The sequence below is a fragment of the Methylobacterium sp. E-005 genome (assembly GCF_022829725.1).
Lineage (GTDB): Bacteria > Pseudomonadota > Alphaproteobacteria > Rhizobiales > Beijerinckiaceae > Methylobacterium.
The window spans coordinates 75,949-92,992 of record NZ_JAKSYG010000171.1; the positions used below are offsets into that span (position 1 = coordinate 75,949).

Annotated in this window: 15 protein-coding genes; 3 read left to right on the forward strand and 12 right to left on the reverse strand. The window is 72.0% G+C overall.

Annotated features, from left to right (window positions below; all coding sequences use genetic code 11):
* Positions 1-1,812: an allophanate hydrolase gene (gene atzF / locus MKK88_RS18500; protein ID WP_244002252.1), complete on the forward strand. Its 1,812-nt coding sequence runs from the start codon at positions 1-3 to the stop codon at positions 1,810-1,812.
* 108 nt (positions 1,813-1,920) lie between these two features.
* On the opposite strand, the gene MKK88_RS18505 is transcribed toward atzF, so the two are convergent.
* The 8 genes from MKK88_RS18505 to msuE all read right to left on the reverse strand — a co-directional run bounded on the left by MKK88_RS18505 (position 1,921) and on the right by msuE (position 10,758).
* The gene (locus MKK88_RS18505) at positions 1,921-4,158 is read right to left on the reverse strand and encodes a cyclic nucleotide-binding domain-containing protein (protein WP_244002254.1); all 2,238 of its coding nucleotides are present in this window, start codon (positions 4,156-4,158) and stop codon (positions 1,921-1,923) included.
* Between the two features lie 641 nt (positions 4,159-4,799).
* Positions 4,800-5,081, reverse strand: coding sequence for a hypothetical protein (locus tag MKK88_RS18510; protein ID WP_244002256.1), 282 nt, complete (start codon positions 5,079-5,081; stop codon positions 4,800-4,802).
* Between the two features lie 151 nt (positions 5,082-5,232).
* Positions 5,233-6,408 (reverse strand): FMNH2-dependent alkanesulfonate monooxygenase, encoded by a 1,176-nt coding sequence (gene ssuD, locus MKK88_RS18515; protein WP_244002258.1) that lies wholly within the window; start codon positions 6,406-6,408, stop codon positions 5,233-5,235.
* 148 nt (positions 6,409-6,556) lie between these two features.
* Positions 6,557-7,411, reverse strand: a complete 855-nt coding sequence (locus MKK88_RS18520) for an ATP-binding cassette domain-containing protein (protein WP_244002260.1) — start codon at positions 7,409-7,411, stop codon at positions 6,557-6,559.
* Positions 7,411-8,193, reverse strand: coding sequence for an aliphatic sulfonate ABC transporter permease SsuC (gene ssuC, locus MKK88_RS18525; protein ID WP_244002262.1), 783 nt, complete (start codon positions 8,191-8,193; stop codon positions 7,411-7,413). Before ssuC ends, MKK88_RS18520 begins: the two co-directional genes overlap by 1 nt.
* Positions 8,193-9,215, reverse strand: coding sequence for a sulfonate ABC transporter substrate-binding protein (locus MKK88_RS18530; protein ID WP_244002264.1), 1,023 nt, complete (start codon positions 9,213-9,215; stop codon positions 8,193-8,195). Before MKK88_RS18530 ends, ssuC begins: the two co-directional genes overlap by 1 nt.
* A 5-nt stretch (positions 9,216-9,220) precedes the next feature.
* Positions 9,221-10,177 (reverse strand): aliphatic sulfonate ABC transporter substrate-binding protein, encoded by a 957-nt coding sequence (locus MKK88_RS18535; protein ID WP_244002266.1) that lies wholly within the window; start codon positions 10,175-10,177, stop codon positions 9,221-9,223.
* An 8-nt stretch (positions 10,178-10,185) separates the two neighbouring features.
* Complete coding sequence (msuE, locus tag MKK88_RS18540) at positions 10,186-10,758, reverse strand: FMN reductase (RefSeq protein ID WP_244002268.1); 573 nt, start codon at positions 10,756-10,758, stop codon at positions 10,186-10,188.
* A 571-nt stretch (positions 10,759-11,329) separates the two neighbouring features.
* On the opposite strand from msuE, the gene MKK88_RS18545 reads away from it, so the two are divergent.
* Positions 11,330-11,530, forward strand: coding sequence for a hypothetical protein (locus MKK88_RS18545; protein ID WP_091717880.1), 201 nt, complete (start codon positions 11,330-11,332; stop codon positions 11,528-11,530).
* A 181-nt stretch (positions 11,531-11,711) separates the two neighbouring features.
* Here MKK88_RS18545 and MKK88_RS18550 read toward each other — a convergent pair whose 3' ends face one another.
* The 4 genes from MKK88_RS18550 to MKK88_RS18565 all read right to left on the reverse strand — a co-directional run bounded on the left by MKK88_RS18550 (position 11,712) and on the right by MKK88_RS18565 (position 16,121).
* The gene (locus tag MKK88_RS18550) at positions 11,712-13,244 is read right to left on the reverse strand and encodes a carbohydrate porin (protein ID WP_244002270.1); all 1,533 of its coding nucleotides are present in this window, start codon (positions 13,242-13,244) and stop codon (positions 11,712-11,714) included.
* A gap of 71 nt (positions 13,245-13,315) precedes the next feature.
* Positions 13,316-14,242: a Gfo/Idh/MocA family protein gene (locus MKK88_RS18555; protein ID WP_244002272.1), complete on the reverse strand. Its 927-nt coding sequence runs from the start codon at positions 14,240-14,242 to the stop codon at positions 13,316-13,318.
* A gap of 1 nt (position 14,243) precedes the next feature.
* A complete protein-coding gene (locus MKK88_RS18560) occupies positions 14,244-14,441 on the reverse strand; it encodes a hypothetical protein (RefSeq protein WP_244002274.1) in 198 nt (65 codons plus the stop codon).
* A gap of 72 nt (positions 14,442-14,513) precedes the next feature.
* Positions 14,514-16,121, reverse strand: coding sequence for an aldehyde dehydrogenase (NADP(+)) (locus MKK88_RS18565; RefSeq protein ID WP_244002276.1), 1,608 nt, complete (start codon positions 16,119-16,121; stop codon positions 14,514-14,516).
* Between the two features lie 213 nt (positions 16,122-16,334).
* On the opposite strand from MKK88_RS18565, the gene MKK88_RS18570 reads away from it, so the two are divergent.
* Entirely contained in the window at positions 16,335-17,003 is a 669-nt protein-coding gene (locus tag MKK88_RS18570; protein ID WP_244002278.1) for a FadR/GntR family transcriptional regulator, read from the forward strand.
* Positions 17,004-17,044 lie beyond the last annotated feature (41 nt).

A 17,044-nucleotide genomic window follows, 5' to 3' on the forward strand; every position in this document is an offset into this window, starting at 1 on the left:
ATGACCGTGCCCCCCTTCCCGACGATCCCCGTGCTGCACGCCGCCTATGCAGCGGGCCAGGACCCGGGCACCGTCGTGGCCGAGGCCTACCGCCGGCTCGCCGCAATCGACGATCCCGGCATCTTCCTCGCGCTCGTGCCGGAGGCGGTGGCGCAGGCTGCCGCGGCGGCGCTCCCGCCCTTCGACCCCGGGGCGATGCCGCTCTGGGGCGTGCCGTTTGCCGTCAAGGACAACATCGACGTCGCCGGCCTGCCGACCACGGCGGCCTGCCCGGATTTCGCCCATACGCCGGCCGAGACCGCGCCCGCGGTGGCCCGTTTGCAGGCGGCCGGCGCGATCCTGATCGGCAAGACCAACCTCGACCAGTTCGCCACCGGTCTCGTCGGCCTGCGCACCCCTGGCCCGGCCCCGCGCAACGCGATCGACCCGACCTACGTGCCCGGCGGCTCCAGCAGCGGCTCGGCCGTCGCGGTGGCCCACGGGATCGTATCCTTCGCCCTCGGGACCGACACGGCGGGATCGGGCCGGGTGCCGGCGGCGCTCAACAACGTCGTCGGGTTGAAGCCCTCCCTGGGGGCGGTCTCCAGCCGCGGGATGCTGCCGGCCTGCCGGACCCTCGACACGCTCTCGGTCTTCGCCGGCACCGTCGGCGACGCCGACGCGGCCCTCCGGGTCATGCTGGGCTTCGACGGCGCCGATCCCTGGTCGCGGGCCTTGCCGGTGCCGCCAGCACCGGCCGCCCTTCCGCCGGGCCTGCGCCTGGGGCTACCGGATGCGGCGAGTTTGCGCTTCGGCGGCGACGGCCTCTCGGAGGCGGCCTTCGCGGCGTCGGCCGCCGACCTCGAAACCCTCGCCGGGGCGGCGGCGGCGGTCGATCTCGCGCCGATGTTCGCCGTCGCGGCCCTGCTCTATGACGGGCCCTGGGTCGCCGAGCGCTACGCGGCGATCCGGCCGATCATGGAAACGCGCCCCGAAATCCTGCACCCGACGACGCGGGCGGTGATCGCCGCCGCCGGGCGCTACAGCGCCGCCGATGCCTTCGCGGGCCTCTACAGCCTCGCGGAGCTGCGCCGGCACGTGGACGCGCTCTGGGACCGGATCGACGTGCTCGCCGTGCCGACCTATCCGCGTCCGCAGACCTGCGCGGGGGTGCTCGCCGACCCGATCGGCGCGAACAGCGAGCTCGGCACCTACACCAACTTCGTCAACCTGCTCGACTGGTGTGCCCTCGCGGTCCCGGGGCGGCCCCGGGCCGACGGCTTTCCGTCCGGGATCACCCTCCTCGCGCCGCGCGGCTCCGACGGGCTCCTCGCCGCCCTGGGTGCGCGCCTGCACGCGGCCGCGGCCGGACGGATCGGCGCGGGGGTGTCGCCGGTGCCGGCCGTGGTGCCGGGTCCGGCCCGCGCACGGCCCGGCGAGATCGAATTGGCGGTGGTCGGGGCGCATCTGTCGGGCCTGCCCCTGAACCGCGAACTCGCCGCGCACGGCGCCCGGTATCTGCGGACGGTGGCAACCCGATCGGAGTACCGCCTCTACGCCTTGCCCGGCGGACCGCCGCATCGTCCCGGCCTCCTCCGGGTGACCGCCGATGACGGTGGCGCGATCGAAACGGAGGTCTGGGCGCTGTCGCCCGCCGCCTTCGGGGCCTTCGTGGCCGCCATCCCGGAACCCCTCGGGATCGGCACCCTGCGGCTCGCCGACGGAACCGCGCCGAAAGGCTTTCTGGTCGAGGCGGCGGGCGTCGCGGATGCGGTCGACATCACGCGGTTCGGCGGCTGGCGCCGCTACGTGGCCGGCCGTGAAGCGGCCTGACGGATTGGCCGATACCGCCACGCGGACACCTCCCCGCCGTGTACAGGAAGCCCTGCTCGGCCCCGCCCGCGTGGCGTATCGGTCCGGACACCGGAGCCCGCACGCCGCTCAGTGCAGCTCGGCCTCGAGCAGCCGGTTCGTGTCGGTGAGCTTGCCGGCCAGTTCCAGGATCAGGAAGCGCTGGACGTGCAGCGCGAGGCCGGGGCGCTCCCGTTCCATGCGGGCGAGGCCGTCCCGGTCGATGCCGGCGACCCGGCAGGGGCTCTCGGCGATGGCCGTGGCGGTCCGCTCGCCCCCCTGCGCCAGCGCGACCTCGCCGATCACCGTGCCCGCCGTGGTGGTGCGCAGGCGCAGGTGCGGACGCCCCGGCACCGTGATCTCGACCGAGACGACGCCCTGTTCGAGGAAATACAGGGCGTCGGCCGGCTCGCCCTGGCGCATCAGCACCGCGCCGGCCTCCAGGGCGCGGACGGTCACGTAGGGCGCGAGGTCGCCGGGCTCGATCGTGCAGCCCAGCTGCTCCGACAGGTGCCGGGCGAAGGGCGCGGCTGCGCCGGACCCGGCGATCCCCGCCTCCGAGAGCAGCGTCGCCTCCGCGTCCCGCAGGGCCTCGTCGAGGGTCGGCCGGACACGGATCCGGGGTCCGGTGGTGAGGCCGTTGCGGGTGAACTGCCGGAGCATCGTCGGCCCGGGATGGGCCAGGAGCACGTCGAAGCCGCGCGCCTCGGCGAGCTGCCCGATCTTGCGGAACGCCACCAGGGCCGAGCTGTCGAGGCCGACGCAGTCGCGGACATCCAGGATGAGCACGCGCAGGGTCCCGGCCTCCGCGGCGACCCGCCGGTAGATCGCCTGGCCGTTCAGGAAGAACAGGAAGCCCTGCAGCGTGTAGATCCGCGTGCGGGTTCCGGCCGCGCGCAGCCGGGCGGCGGTGTCGGGGTCGCGGATGATGCTGCTGCGCCGCTCCGCCCCGGACAGCGCCCGGCGGATGGTCGGGATCTGGGCGTACTGGACCGCGAAGATCAGCATCGCCATCAGGATGCCGGTCAGGAAGCCCGCTGTCGCCCCGAACAGGGCGGTCGCCGCGCAGACGGAAGCCGCCACCGCGACCTCCCAGGGCAGCAGGGTCCGATGGGCGCGGGAGAGGTTGACGAGGTGCCCCAGCGCGATGGCGATCAGCGCCCCGCCGGCCAGCGGGCGCGGCAGCAGGCCCAGGGCACTGGCCCCGCAGGCCAGCAGGGCGGCCATGACGGCCAGCGTCAGCCATCGGCCCAGCCACTGCCCGCCGCCGATGTTGTGCAGATACAGCGTCGAGGTCCGGTCGAAGCCCATGACGGGGCTGCCGAACAGGCTGCCGAGGACGTTCATCCAGCCCGAGGCGACGAAGACCCGGTCGATGTCGAACGTGCGCCGCAGGTCCAGCTCGACGCTGACGACATAGAGGATCTGGATGATCACCGCGACCAGGATCTCGGTGGCGATCTTCGGCAGGACCGGCAGCAGCAGGGCGGGATCGAAGGCTGGAAGGCGGCCGATCGCCGGGGCCCGGAGCAGGGGCCCCGGCGGCAGCGGATCGATCAGCCAGCCGGCGGCCTGCGCGGCGGCCGTGTCGAGGCCCTGCGCGGACAATCCGAGATGCACCAGCGCGAAGCTGGCGATGACGATGGCCGGGAAGGTGCCCCAGTGCGGGAAGCGCCGGGGCAGGTAGAAGGCGCAGGTGCCGATGCCGAGGGTCAGCGCGATGCGCCCGAGCGTGCCGGGATCGATCGGGCTCGGCGTCGCCGGATCGAAGAGGGCGAGCACCGCCGCAACCGCGTCGTCGATATGGGCGCCGATCTGCACGCCGCTGCGCAGGAGCAGCAGGCCGACGCCGGCGAGGAAGCCGGTGAGGATCGGATAGGGCAGGAGCTGGGCCACCAGCGAGGCGCGCAGGGTCCCGAGCAGGACGAAGACGAGGCCCGTCAGCAGGGTCGTCACGCCGCAGACGAGCAGGACGACCTGCACGACCGCGTCCGGATCGGTCACGCCCGCCGCGTGCAGCTGCCCGGCGACCGTGGCGGCGATCGCCGCCTGCACGATCGCCGCCGCCCCGAAGAACGACAGGGAGACCACCACGTCCCGCTTGAGCGCCGCGAAGACGAGGCCGCCCAGGAGGTAGGCCGGGAGCATCGCCGCCACCCCGGCGGTGCGGTTCTCGGCGAGCGGGCCCGAGAAGATGAGCTGCGAGAACACGATGAGATCGAGCCCGATCATCATGGTGGCCACGCAGCCGCCCAGGATCGTCCGCGACACGCGCGCCGACGCGGCACGCACCGCACGTCCGGCGGAGGTCATGTCGGTGGTGGTCATCGGCGCGGGATCCGGGTCAACGAAGCTCCGACGGGCCCGGGCGACAGGTCCCGCGCGGCCGCGCGGGACCGATGGAATCGGGCTTGTCTGAACTAACGCCTTGCCATGGCGGCCGCACGCTTAAAATTTCGTGATGATCGCGGGTTTAGGCCAGATCTCGTGGCTCTGCCCATGCGGATAAATCTGGATGCGGTTCAGAAAAACGGGTTCAGATCTGAAAGATGAATTGATATTGGCAGCGTAAACTAATAATAAACTGTCTATCTATCTGAGAACAGTATCGCATCCTGTGATTTCAGAGAAATGCCGAATTTGGCGCCTTGACATACGCGACGCCCCCTCGCGCCCGGTGCGGGGAGCTGGCGGCTTCGCACGTCCCGGTCTGACCCACAGATCGTGCAACGGGCGCGCTTTCCCCTCCCCCATGGGGAGGGGCTGGGTCAGGATCGAGGGGCCGGTGCCGTCTGCATCACCGCGAACGCCTGCCCACGAGGGCTGCGGGCGACACAGGCCCGCGATCCCAGCGGCCTCGCCCACCAGCGTGACGGAGGAGCGCGCGTCGGCGCAGCTGTGTGACCACCGTGGCCCGCACGGGCGAGGCACGCCGAACGGCCGCCGGGTGTCGCGGGTGGCGCGACCGCTCAGCGCGCTTCGCTGACCCGCTTGGTCGCCCGCTGTTCCTTCTTGTAGGCGGTGATCGCCGCCGAGCAGCCGGCGGAGAGGTTCTTCATGTTGGCCTTGAAGCAAGCCTCGACCTCCGGTCCACCCGGCGCGTAGGCGCTGCAGTAATCCATGTAGTCGCCGGTGCAATGTTGCTTGAGCGCTTCCCGGGCGGGGGATTGCTCGGCGAAGGCCGCCATGGGGCTGAAGATGGGGCCGAGGCACAGGGCGATGGCCAACAGGGCCGTCTTGGTCGAAGTCATGGACATCCTTCACGCGTCCAAGCCGCGCGAGCGTGTCGCGCGGCGATGGGTGGGTCGGATGAACGCCAAGGATGGCCTCACCATGACCTTCGGGTGACACGAATGCAGATCAGCCATGCCCGATACTGAAGGGCATGGCTGATTCCCGGGGTCAATGCGCCCCGACGCGCCGGGCCGGCACGAGGTCGTTGGCGATGATCTCGCCGAACGGGCCGTCGTTGCGGACGTTGCTGGCCGGGCGGCCGGTGGTGGCGCGCAAGGGCAGCTTCGGGAAGACCAGTTCGGCGAAGCGGTAGGCCTCCTCCAGGTGCGGGTAGCCCGAGAGGATGAAGCGGTCGATCCCGAGATCGATATACTCCTTCATCCGGTCGGCGACCTGATCGGCCGAGCCGACGAGCGCCGTCCCGGCCCCGCCGCGCACGAGGCCGACGCCGGCCCAGAGGTTCGGCGAGACCACGAGCCTGTCGCGCCGGCCCCCATGGAGCGCCATCATGCGGCTCTGGCCGACGGAATCCTGGCGCTTCAGGGTCTCCTGCGCCTTGGCGATGGTGGCGTCGTCGAGCCGGGAGATCAGCGTCTCGGCCGCCTCCCAGGCCTCGGCTTCCGTCTCCCGGGCGATCACGTGCAGGCGGATGCCGTACGAGAAGGTCTTGCCCTTCGCTTCGGCGGCCTGGCGGGCGATGGCGATCTTCTCGGCGACCTGGGCCGGGGGCTCGCCCCAGGTGAGGTAGACGTCGCAATGCTCGGCTGCCACCGCGATGCCGGGCGCCGACGACCCCCCGAAATAGAGCGGCGGATAGGGCTTCTGCACCGGCGGGTAGATCAGCCGGCCGTTCTCGGCGCGCAGGTGCTGGCCCTGGTAGGTCACGGTCTCGCCCGCGAGCAGGCCGCGCCAGATCGTCAGGAACTCGTCGGTGACGGCGTAGCGCTCGTCGTGGGACAGGAACACGCCGTCGCCGGCGAGCTCCACCGGGTCGCCGCCGGTGACGACGTTGATCAGCAGGCGCCCGTCCGAGATCCGGTCGAGGGTCGCGGTCATGCGGGCCGCCGCGGAGGGCTCCATCAGGCCCGGCCGGACCGCCACGAGGAAGCGCAGGTTCTTCGTCAGCGGCGCCAGCGCCGAGGCGACGATCCAGGAATCCTCGCAGGAACGCCCGGTCGGCAGCAGCACGCCGTAATAGCCGAGGTCGTCCGCGCCCTGCGCGATCTGGCGCAGATAGGAGAGCGAGACCTCCCGGGCGCCCTCCTGGGCACCGAGATAGCGGCCATCGCCGTGGGTCGGCAGGAACCAGAGGACGTCGGCGCGCCCATCGTTTGGTGCGGTCATCGGGGTTGTCCTTGTTGATCAAAAATCAGGTTTCAAAAGGTCTTCGACCTTTTGCGGGTGCAGGGCGGAGCCTGCTGGGCTCGGGCAAAGCCCGATATCGGGGCTCCACCCCGATACCCCGCCAAAGGGCTCGCCCTTTGGGAACCCGTCACGCCGTCGTCTCGGAGCCGCCGAGCAGATGGTCGAGGATACGGCCTTCGAGGCGCGCGAGATCGAGGTCCCCGCGGCGGCGCGGACGGGGCACGTCGACCCTCAGGTCGAGGGCGATGCGGCCTGCCTCGACCACGAGGATCCGGTCGGCGAGCGCCACCGCCTCGGCGACGTCGTGGGTCACGAGGAGCGCCGTGAACCCTTGCGCCCGCCAGATCCGCTCGATCAGGTCCTGCATGCCGATGCGGGTCAGGGCGTCCAGCGCCCCGAGGGGCTCGTCGAGGGCCAGCAGGCCCGGCCGGCTCACCAGCGCCCGGGCCAGCGCCACCCGCTGGCGCTGGCCACCCGAGAGCGTCGCGGGCCATTGCCCCGCCTTGTCGGACAGGCCGACCTCGGCGAGCGCGGCCAAAGCCCGCTCCCGGCGCGCGGCCCGGCTGCCCTGGCCCGACAGGCCAACCGCCACATTGTCGACGACCCGCGCCCAGGGCAGCAGCCGCGGCTCCTGGAACATGATCCGCCGCGGCGGCTCGGACCGGCGGGGGCTGCCGGCCGGACCCTCCAGATCGATCCGGCCGCCGGTCGGCGTCTCCAGGCCGAGGATCAGGCGCAGCAGGGTGCTCTTGCCGCAGCCGGACCGGCCGACCACCGCGGTGAACCCGCCCGCCGGCAGGAACAGGTTCAGGCCTTCGATGACCGGAGGGCCGTCGAAGCTCTTGTGCAGGTCGCGGACGGTGACGGCGACCCCGCGCTGGCCGGGCTCGGCGAGCGGACGCGGGATCGCCGCTACGCCCGCCTGTCGGGGCTCGGTGCCGGTATCGGGGAGCGCTTCGCGGCGGGCGGCGTCGAGCAGCATCAGGCGCTCCTGTAGGCGGGGTTCCAGGCGAGGCAGGCGCGCTCGAGCTGGCGGGTCAGGGCGTCGGCGAGCTTGCCGAGGGCGGCGTAGATCAGGATCGCCAGCACGACGACGTCGACCAGCATGAACTCGCGGGCCTGCATGGCCATGTAGCCGAGCCCGGACGAGGCCGAGATCGTCTCGGCGACGATCAGGGTGAGCCACATGATGCCGAGCGCGTAGCGCAGGCCCACGAAGATCGACGGCAGGGCGCCGGGCAGCACCACCCGGGTGAACAGCGCCGTGCGCGACATGCCGTAGACCCGGCCCATCTCGACGAGGCCCGGATCCACCGAGCGGATGCCGTGCAGGGTGTTGGCGTAGATCGGGAAGAACACGCCGAGCGCCACGAGGAACAGCTTGGCCTCCTCGCCGATGCCGAACCACAGGATCACCAGCGGGATCAGCGACAGGTGGGGCACGTTGCGCACCATCTGCACCGAGGTGTCGGTCAGCCGCTCCGACAGGCGCGACAGGCCGTTGGCGAGGCCGAGCGCGAAGCCGATCCCCCCACCGACCACGAACCCCGCCAGCGCCCGCAGGGTGCTGACCCCGAGATTGGTCCAGAGCTCCCCGGTCCGCCCGGCCTCCCAGCCGGCCCGGGCCACATCGAGGGGCGCCGGCATGAACCGGTTGGACACGAGCCCGGCCGAGACCGCGGCCTGCCAGCCGAGAATGATGATGGCCGGCAGGAACCAGGGGATGGCGGTGTCGCGCAGACGGTCGCGCTTGGATGCGGGCATCAGCGGTTGGCTCCCTGGGCCTCGGCCCGGCGCTCGGGGGGCGTCCAGACCGCGTCGGCGACCCGGATCGGTTTCGGCAGGAGGCCGAGGCCGTGGAAGGCGTCGGCGACCTTCTGCTGGTCGGCGATCACCGCCGCATCGAGGGGCGCGACCCCGTAGGACAGGCGGCCGAGCGCGACGCTCAGGATCGGGGCCGGGATGCCCACCGAGGGGGCGAGTTCCGCCGCCACGGTGTCGGCATGGCCCTCGGCCCAGGCATCGATGGCGCCGATCGCCGTCAGCACCGCCGAGACCACCTCCGGGCTCGCATCCGTGAAGCCGCGCCGGGACAGGTAGAATTGGCGGTTCGGGGCGATCCCGGTCCCGTCCGCCAGGACCCGGGCGCCGGTCGCCCGCTCGGCGGCGGCCAGGAACGGGTCCCAGATCGCCCAGGCATCGACGGAGCCACGCACGAAGGCGGCGTTGGCATCGGCCGGCGCCAGGAAGGCGAGCTTCACCGCGTCATACGGTATGCCGGCCTGCTCCAGGGCGCGGACCAGCAGGTAATGGACGTTCGAGCCCTTGTTGAGGGCGATGCTCCTGCCGCGCAGGTCGGCGACGCTGCGGATCGGGCTGTCCTTCGGCACGAGGATCGCCTCGCCCCTTGGGGCCGGCGGCTCGGCGGCGACGTAGCGCAGCTCCGCGCTCGCGCCTTGTGCGAAGATCGGCGGGGCCTCGCCGGCCGATCCGAAATCCACCGCGCCGGCGTTGAGTGCCTCCATCAGCGGCGGCCCGGACGGAAATTCCGACCACGACACCGTGACGCCCAGCGGCTGGAGCGCCGTCTCCAGGGTGCCGCGGCCCTTCAGCAGCACGAGGGAACCGTATTTCTGATAGCCGATCCGGATGCTGCCGGCCGCCCGGGCCGGGCGCAGCAGCGTGGCCGCCGCGAGGCCGAGCCCGGCCGACAGGAGCAGCCGGCGGTTCGGGGCGGGGCCGGCTGGGGACGGCAGGGCCAGGGCGCGGGGCGTTCGGTCGGTCATGGGGCTCAGCCGTTGCGGGCGGGGGGTACCCAGACCGCGTCGGCGATCCGGACCGGTTTCGGGATCAGCTTCAGGGCGTGGAACCGGTCGGCGACCTGCTGCTGCGCGGCGATCACGCGCGCGGTCATCGGCCCGATCACGTACGCGGTCCGGTCCACCGCCCGGCGGGTGGCCGCGAGCGGAACGCCGGTCCCCTGCGACAGGAGCTCGGCCACCGCGCCGCGGTTCTGCGTGCACCACGCCGCCACCTCGGCGAGGGCCTCGATGGTGGCGGCGAGTACGGCAGCCCGGCCCTCCGCGAAGGGACGGCTCGCCAGGAAGAAGTTGGTCTGCGGGGCGATCTCGGTGGCGGTCGCCAGGACGCGCACCCCCTCCCCCGCCTCCGCGATGGCGAAGTACGGGTCCCAGATCGTCCAGGCATCGATGCTGCCCCGGGAAAAGGCCGCCGCCGCGTCGGCGGGCGCCAGGGTCACCGGCTCGATGTCGGCGTAGGTCAGGCCGGCCTTCTCCAGGGCCGCGAGGGTCAGGTTGTGGGCGCTCGACGCCTTGGCGAAGGCGACGCGCTTGCCCTTGAGCTCGGCGAGGCTGCGGATCCCCGAGCCCTTCGGCAGCAGGATCCCGGCTCCGGACCCGCCCGCCTCCTGGGCGGCCGCGTAGACGAGGTTCGACCGCGCGGCCTGCGCGAAGATCGGCGGCGCGTCCCCGGTCTGCCCGAAATCGATCCCGTCGAGCGACAGGGCCTCCAGCAGCGGCGGCCCGAACGAGAACTCGACCCAGCGCACCGTATGACCGAGGGGCTCCAGCCGGCGCTCGATGATCTTCTGCTGCTTGGCCACCACCAGGATGCCGTTCTTCTGGTAGCCGATCCGGAGCACGCCCGGCTCGGCCGCCCGGGCGCTCCGGGCTGCGAAGCCCGCCGGAAGGGCAGCCCATGCGGCGAGCAGGGCGCGGCGGTCGAGCATCGGGGGGCTCACTCGGCGGCCGCGAGCGTGAGCGGGGCCGACGCGGTGCGGTGGACGAGGAGCGCGGCGAGCTGGGCGCCCGCCTCCGCGGCCCGGGCCTGCACGCCGGCCTCGGTGAGCACGCCCGCGCGAAAATCCGCGTCCGAGGCGTAGACCGCAGTGGGGATCTGGAGCGCGCCGAAGAAGCCGAACAGTGGCCGGAAGGCGTGCTCCACCACGAGGGCGTGGCGCGCCCCGCCGCCCGTGGCCACGATGGCCACCGGCTTGCCGGCGAGCGCCTGCGGATCGACGAGATCGAACAGGTGCTTGAACAGGCCGGTATAGGCGCCCTTGTAGACCGGCGAGCCGACCACCAGCCCGTCCGCTGCCTCGATCGCGTCGAGCACCGACCGGCCGGCCGGGGGAAGCTGATCGCGGGTCCAGGCCGCCCCCAGGCCGGGGCCGGCATCGACGAAGTCCAAGATGCGGACATCGAGGTCGGCCCGTGCGCCGGCCTCGCCCAGCACCGCATCGACCAGGGCGCGGGTCTTGGACGGCCGCTGCACGTTCGCGCTCAGCCCGACGAGTCTCGGTCGTGTCATGCTCTGGTGCCTTGCTCAGGTGGCCTCGGGTGGGCCGGTGCGACAGGCCGGTCGGAACGCGACGGTGCCGCCGCCGTGCATCCGGACGAGGCGCTAGAATTGATGGCCCGCCTGTCGCAGGTCAATGAAACACTTTTCCCTATTCGTTGGGTCGAGAAAAACATTGTCCCGTAATCTGCGCCCGATGGTGAAGTTCTATCCCGCGGGCGAGCGCAGTTTTTCGCGATGAATCGAGCGATGGCGTCCGGGCAAGGCTTTGAGCGCCGGTCAGATCTACCGGTCACCCTCAGAGGAGGTCGATTTTATCGCCGGAGGCGGCCTCCGGAGAAGGTTCTCATTTGGATGCAGGCCGTCTACGGCGGGCGCCCGACTACGCCGTCGGGGGTGGAATCGGGCAGGCTCCGCCGGCGGATCGGCCGGTCCGGCGAGCCCCCCGGACCTATCGCTCCGGACCACCCCGCCCGAAGGCCAGGGACCCATGTCTGGTCTTCGACCCTTGACTTCCAGATTATAGTTGTTCTAATTTGCAACAGAGCGGCACGGCGCCGATCCTCATCGGGAGATACGTGACATGGCCAACGCCCATTGCGAGAGCTGCAAGTTCTTTGACGAGCACACCGGTAACGGTGCGGCGCCCCAGGCCGATGCCGGCCTGTGCCGGTTCAACCCCCCGGTCAGCCAGCCGGAGCCGGAGTCCAAGGGCCTGTGGCCGGTGGTCTCCACGAGCGACTGGTGCGGCCACTTCACCGCCGAGATGACCGCGGCCGAGTGAGGCCTGCGGAAGCCGCCGCGTCACGGCGGGGGTCGAACGACCGGGGTCAGCCATCGCGGCTGGCCCTTTTCCGTGCGCGGCTCCGGCCGGCCGAAAACGAGAACGGCCGCGCGGAGACCCGCGCGGCCGTGTCGTTCGATGATCCGCGCACCGGCCAGGGTTGGCGCGCTTCGCGGGGGCCTCAGAGGCTCCCGGGGCCCTTGGCGAGGCCCGCCAGGGTGAACAGGTCCACCGACAGCTTGGCGCCGACCACGAAGGCGTCGGGCACCCGCTTCGGCTGAGCGAAGTAGCGCTCCTGCAGCTGCGGGTTGATGACGTATTGCAGGTTCGGCATCAGGCGGACCGCCGGGGTCAGCTGGATGCCGTAGCTCAGCTCCAGGATGGTCTGTGTCGAGGAGACGCCACCGTAGCCCAGGCCGACCTTGGCGCGCGCGGCCCGGATGTTGGCGAGGCCGATCGGCGAGAAGTGCTCCAGCGCGAAGGAGACGCCCAGCGTGTCGTAGGGCCGGCCCGGGAAGGGGCCGGTGAGGACGGCGCCGCCGTTGAAGAAGTAATCCTCGAACTGGCGGCCACCGGTCCCGGCCATCGCGACCCCGAACAGGCTCAGGCCCTGGACGCCGGTCGGATCCGGACGCCAGACCATCTGGTCGAACCGGGCGAAGACCGCCGACCGGCCGAACCGCGTCAGCGGGTCGAGGCCGCTCAGCAGGTAGGCGCCCCGGCCGACATCCTGAACCGGATCGGTGTAGTCCGACTGGTCGATGATCGCGCCGACGCTGTAGTTGCGGGGCAGCGGGTCGTTGCCGAAATTGGTGGAGTAGCCGGCCTCGATCGGCACCACGACGCCGGTGGCGCCCCGGGTCGACCAGTCGATCCCGTTCTGGTTGTCCTGCTGATCGCGCGGATTCACCTCGTAGACGCCGGCATGCACGAACACCTTGTCGGTGAGCCAGGCCTTGGCATGGGCACCCCAGGTAGCGATCGGCCACCAGGTGATGTTCGTCATCTTGAAGGCACCCTTCGGGTTGCCGCAGAGGCCGTTGTTCTGGAAGTTGCAGTAGAGGGGCGAGCCCAGGAAGTTGACGGTGGCCAGGAGCCGGCCGGCCTCGATGTCGAGGCGGTTGTCGAACAGCTTCTGCTCGTAGGACAGCAGCGAGAGATGCGCCGTCTGACCGCCGCCGTAGATCTCCTGCACGCTGGTGGTGTTGCCGATGTCGTCCTGCGCGAGGCTGCGGCCGTGGCGCTGGGTGACGATGGTGTGCACCGAGCCGCCCTCGATCCCGGCGAGGCGGCCGAGATCGGCGTCGAGGCCGAAGAACACTTGGCCGGCATAGGCCGAGCCCTGGCGCCGGCCGCCGGACGGATTCGCGGCGAACTCGCCCGTGTAGTTCAGCATCAGGGTGATGCCGTTGCCGAGGTCGAGGGCACCGGGCGGCAGCGACGGCGCGGACGCGGTCACGCCCTGCACGATGCTCGACGCCGCCGCGCTGTTCGCGCCCGCGGCGCTCCGGGCCTCCCGGATCGTCCGCCGCCGGGCGCGGTTCGCCTTGTACTGGGCCTTGCGTGCCGGACTTGCCTTCGGACCCGGATTGACCAGGCTCGGCCCCCCGTCCGGCGCCGTAGCCGCGACCTGAGCCTCGGCTGCGCTCACGCCAGCCGTCATCGTTGCGGCGCACAGCGCGAACGCTGCCCACCGAGTCTGCTTCCTTGCCATAATGACTCCCCCTTAACCGCGCGGCCCTGTCGGGCTCTGTCGCGTTCGTGTCCCGCAGGGGGCCTCCCCGGTCAGTCCGTGAAGGCCGCCACGCTGCGGCGCTCGCCGCGCAGGAAAGCGTCGGCGGCGTGGATCAGTGGATTCAGGTCGACGTCGCTGGCGCCGGAGCGGACCAGGGCGGCGAATCGGTCGTAGAGGCCGCGATACTCGGCCTCGGGCGGCAGCGGCTGGTCGCGACCGGTGAGGGTCAGGACCGCGCCGCCCTTCGACAGGACCAGGGTCCCGTCCTCGGTCTCGACGCGGATGTCCCAGGTCTGCGGACCGGTCTGGCGCCAGTCGAACACGGCGTGGATCGGGGTGCCGGCGGCGTCGGTGAAGCGCAGGTCGGCGGCGATCGGCGCCTGCCGGTTCTCCGGAACCTCCAGGGTCGCGCCGGTCAGGAAGAACGGCGGCAGGATGTGGGTCGCGATCGACAGGGCGTTGATCCCCGGATCGAACACGCCCATCCCGCCGGCTTCCCAGATCCAGTCCTGGCCCGGATGCCAGTGCCGCACATCCTCCATCCAGGCGATCGAGACCGACCGGATCCGGCGCCTGGACAGCCATTGGCGCGCGGGCTCGACCCCGGGCGCGAACCTGGAATGCCAGCTCGCGAACAGGCTCACCCCCCGCCGGCGCGCGGCCTCGGCGAGGAGCCCGACCTCGGCCAGGGTCGCCCCCGGGGGCTTTTCCAAAAACACGTGCAGCCCCGCCTCGATCGCCGCCAGGGCAGCTTCGAACCGCGCCTGCGGCGGCTGGCACAGGGCGACCGCCTGGAGATCGCCCTGCCCCGCCAGCATCTCGGACAGCGTCCGGTAATTGGGCACGCCCTCGTGCCCGCCCTGACGACTCGCCACCGCCACCAGCGTGTAGTCCGGCGAGGCCTCGATCACCGGCAGATGCTGGTCCCGGGCGATCTTGCCGACGCCGACCAGCCCGATGCGGATCGGATCCGTCATGTCAGAGCCCCCGCGCGGCGACGCCGGCGGCCGAGGCGACCGCCAGGGGATCGCGCAGGGCACGCGTGACGGCAGCGGCGCGGTCCGGCAGGACAGACACATCGTCGCCCACCCCGAGCACCGCGCGTGCCGGCTCGATCACGCTGCGGTCGCCCCGCCGCCGAATCGGGTCCGGGACTTGTAGGAGCAATCGTGCCATCGTGTTTCCCCCCAAGGGCGGCCTCTGCGGGCCGTCCCGATGCGCGGCCGAAGCGAGCCGCGCGGCGGCCCGTCAGCGGCCGGATTGCGGTTCGAGGACGCCGTCGATCCGGCGCGCGAGATGCCAGGGATTGTCCGGGCGCAGGGACGGCGGCAGCAGCGCCTCGGGCAGATCCTGGTAGCAGACCGGGCGCAGGAACCGCTCGATCGCCAGGGTGCCGACCGAGGTGATGCGGCCGTCCGAAGTCGCCGGGAACGGGCCGCCATGCACCATCGCGTGGCAGACCTCCACGCCGGTCGGCCAGCCGTTGGCGAGGACCCGGCCGGCCTTGCGCGCCAGCAGCGGCACCAGAGCGGCGGCCAGGGGCTCGTCCGCCGGATCGAGCTGCAGCGTCGCGGTGAGCTGCCCCCCGAGGGACGCGATCACCCGGGTGACCTCCGCCGCGTCGGCGGCCGCCACCAGGATCCCCGCGGGGCCGAACATCTCCTCGGTCAGCGACGGATCGGCCAGCAGGTGGCGCGCCTCCGTGCGCAGCAGCGCGGCGGGCGCGCCCCCCGGCCCGGCCTTCGCGCCGCGGGCCGCCACCGTCACCCCCGGGCGCTCCGCCATCGCGGCGACGGCGCCCTCGAACCGGGTGCGGATCTCGGCCGTCAGCATCGTGTGCGGCGCGCTCTCCCGGATCGCCGCCCCGGCGGCCTCCGCGAAGGCGTCGAGTTCGGGCCCGGCGATCCCGATCAGCAGGCCCGGATTGGTGCAGAACTGCCCCGCCCCCAGCGTGAGCGACTGCACGAAGCCCGCCGCCAGGGCCGCGCCCCGGGCCCGCAGGGCCGCGGGCAGGAGCAGGACGGGATTGACCGCGCTCATCTCGGCATAGACCGGGATCGGCTCGGGCCGGGCGGCCGCCACGCGCATCAGCGCCAGCCCGCCCCCGCGGGAGCCGGTGAAGCCCACGGCCTTGATCCGCGGATCCGCCACCAGAGCGGTGCCGAGTTCGTTCGACGGCCCCGGCAGGTAGGAGAACACGCCCGCGGGCAGGCCGCTCGCGGCGACCGCGGACCGCACGGCCCGGGCCACCAGCTCCCCGGTGCCGGGATGGGCCGGGTGCCCCTTCACCACCACCGGGCAGCCCGCCGCCAGCGCCGAGGCGGTGTCGCCCCCCGCCACCGAGAAGGCCAGCGGGAAGTTCGACGCTCCGAACACCGCCACCGGCCCGAGGGCGACGTGGCGCCGGCGCAGGTCCGGCCGGGGCAGCGGCTGGCGCTTGTGCTGCGCCGGATCGATCGTCGCCTGCACCCATTCGCCCGACCGGACGAGGTTCGCGAACAGGCGCAGCTGCCCGATCGTGCGGCCGCGCTCGCCCTCCAGGCGCGCCTGGGGCAGCCCGGTCTCGGCCATCGCCCGCTCGATCAGGGCCGGGCCGAGATCGGCGATGGCCGCGGCCACCGCATCGAGGAAATCCGCCCGCGTCTCCGGATCGGTCTCCGAGAAGCCCGGGAACGCCGCCTCCGCCAGCGCGCAGGCGGCCTCGACCTCCCCGGCGCCCGCGGATGCGAAGGCCGGATCCAGGGCCGCGCCGGTCGCCGCATCGACGGCCCGGAACGTCTCCGACGTGGTCACATCCGTCTCGCCGATCAGGGCGGTGCCGCGGATTGCCGCATTGCCGTGAAGTTGTTTACTCATACAAATAAGCTAGATCGTTTCGATCTGAGCCGCAAGCGCCTCATCCATATCGCTTATGGGTGCTGGCGCTTGCGCTCATACAACTTCCGGGTACGATCTTCGGATCCTGGCCCGTCCCGTGGCTCGGGCTGGAGGTCGTGGGTGAGACAGGATCGCGGACACGAGGATATCAGGCTCCCGCTTGCGTCAGGCTCGCGTCGCATCCACGGCTCGGTGGCGCGCGATCTGGGGGTGGCGATCCTGGGGGGGCGCTACATGCCGGGCGACGTGCTGCCCGGGGAAATCGAATTCTCGGAGCAACTCAAGGTTTCCAGAACAGCCTATCGCGAGGCGATTCGGATCCTGAGCGCCAAGGGACTCGTGGAGAGTCGCCCGCGCACCGGGACGCGGGTGAGCCAGCGCAGCCGCTGGAATCTGCTCGATCCGGACATCCTGGCCTGGACCTTCGAATCGGAGCCGAGCGAGACGTTCATCCGCGACCTGTTCGAGCTGCGGATGATCGTGGAGCCGGCCGCGGCGGCGCTCGCGGCCGAGCGGCGCTCGGGCCTCGACCTCGCCCGGATGGGCCATGCGCTGGAGGAGATGGGCCGCCACGGCCTCAGCACCGATGACGGCCGGGCCGCCGATCAGGCCTTCCACACCGCGATCCTGGAGGCCGCCCGCAACGGGCCGCTGATCGCCCTGTCGAGTTCCATCGCGGCGGCCGTCACGTGGACGACGATCTTCAAGCATCGCCGCCAGGGCATGCCCCGGGACCCGATGCCCGATCACCGCGCCCTCTACGAGGCGATCGTGGCGGGCGACCCGGAGGCCGCCCGCCGGACCATGACCGAACTGGTCCGCCTCGCCCTGGCCGACACCGAGCTGGCGCTGCGGCCGTAAAAGTCCGGGATCCCAAAGGGCGAGCCCTTTGGCGGGGTATC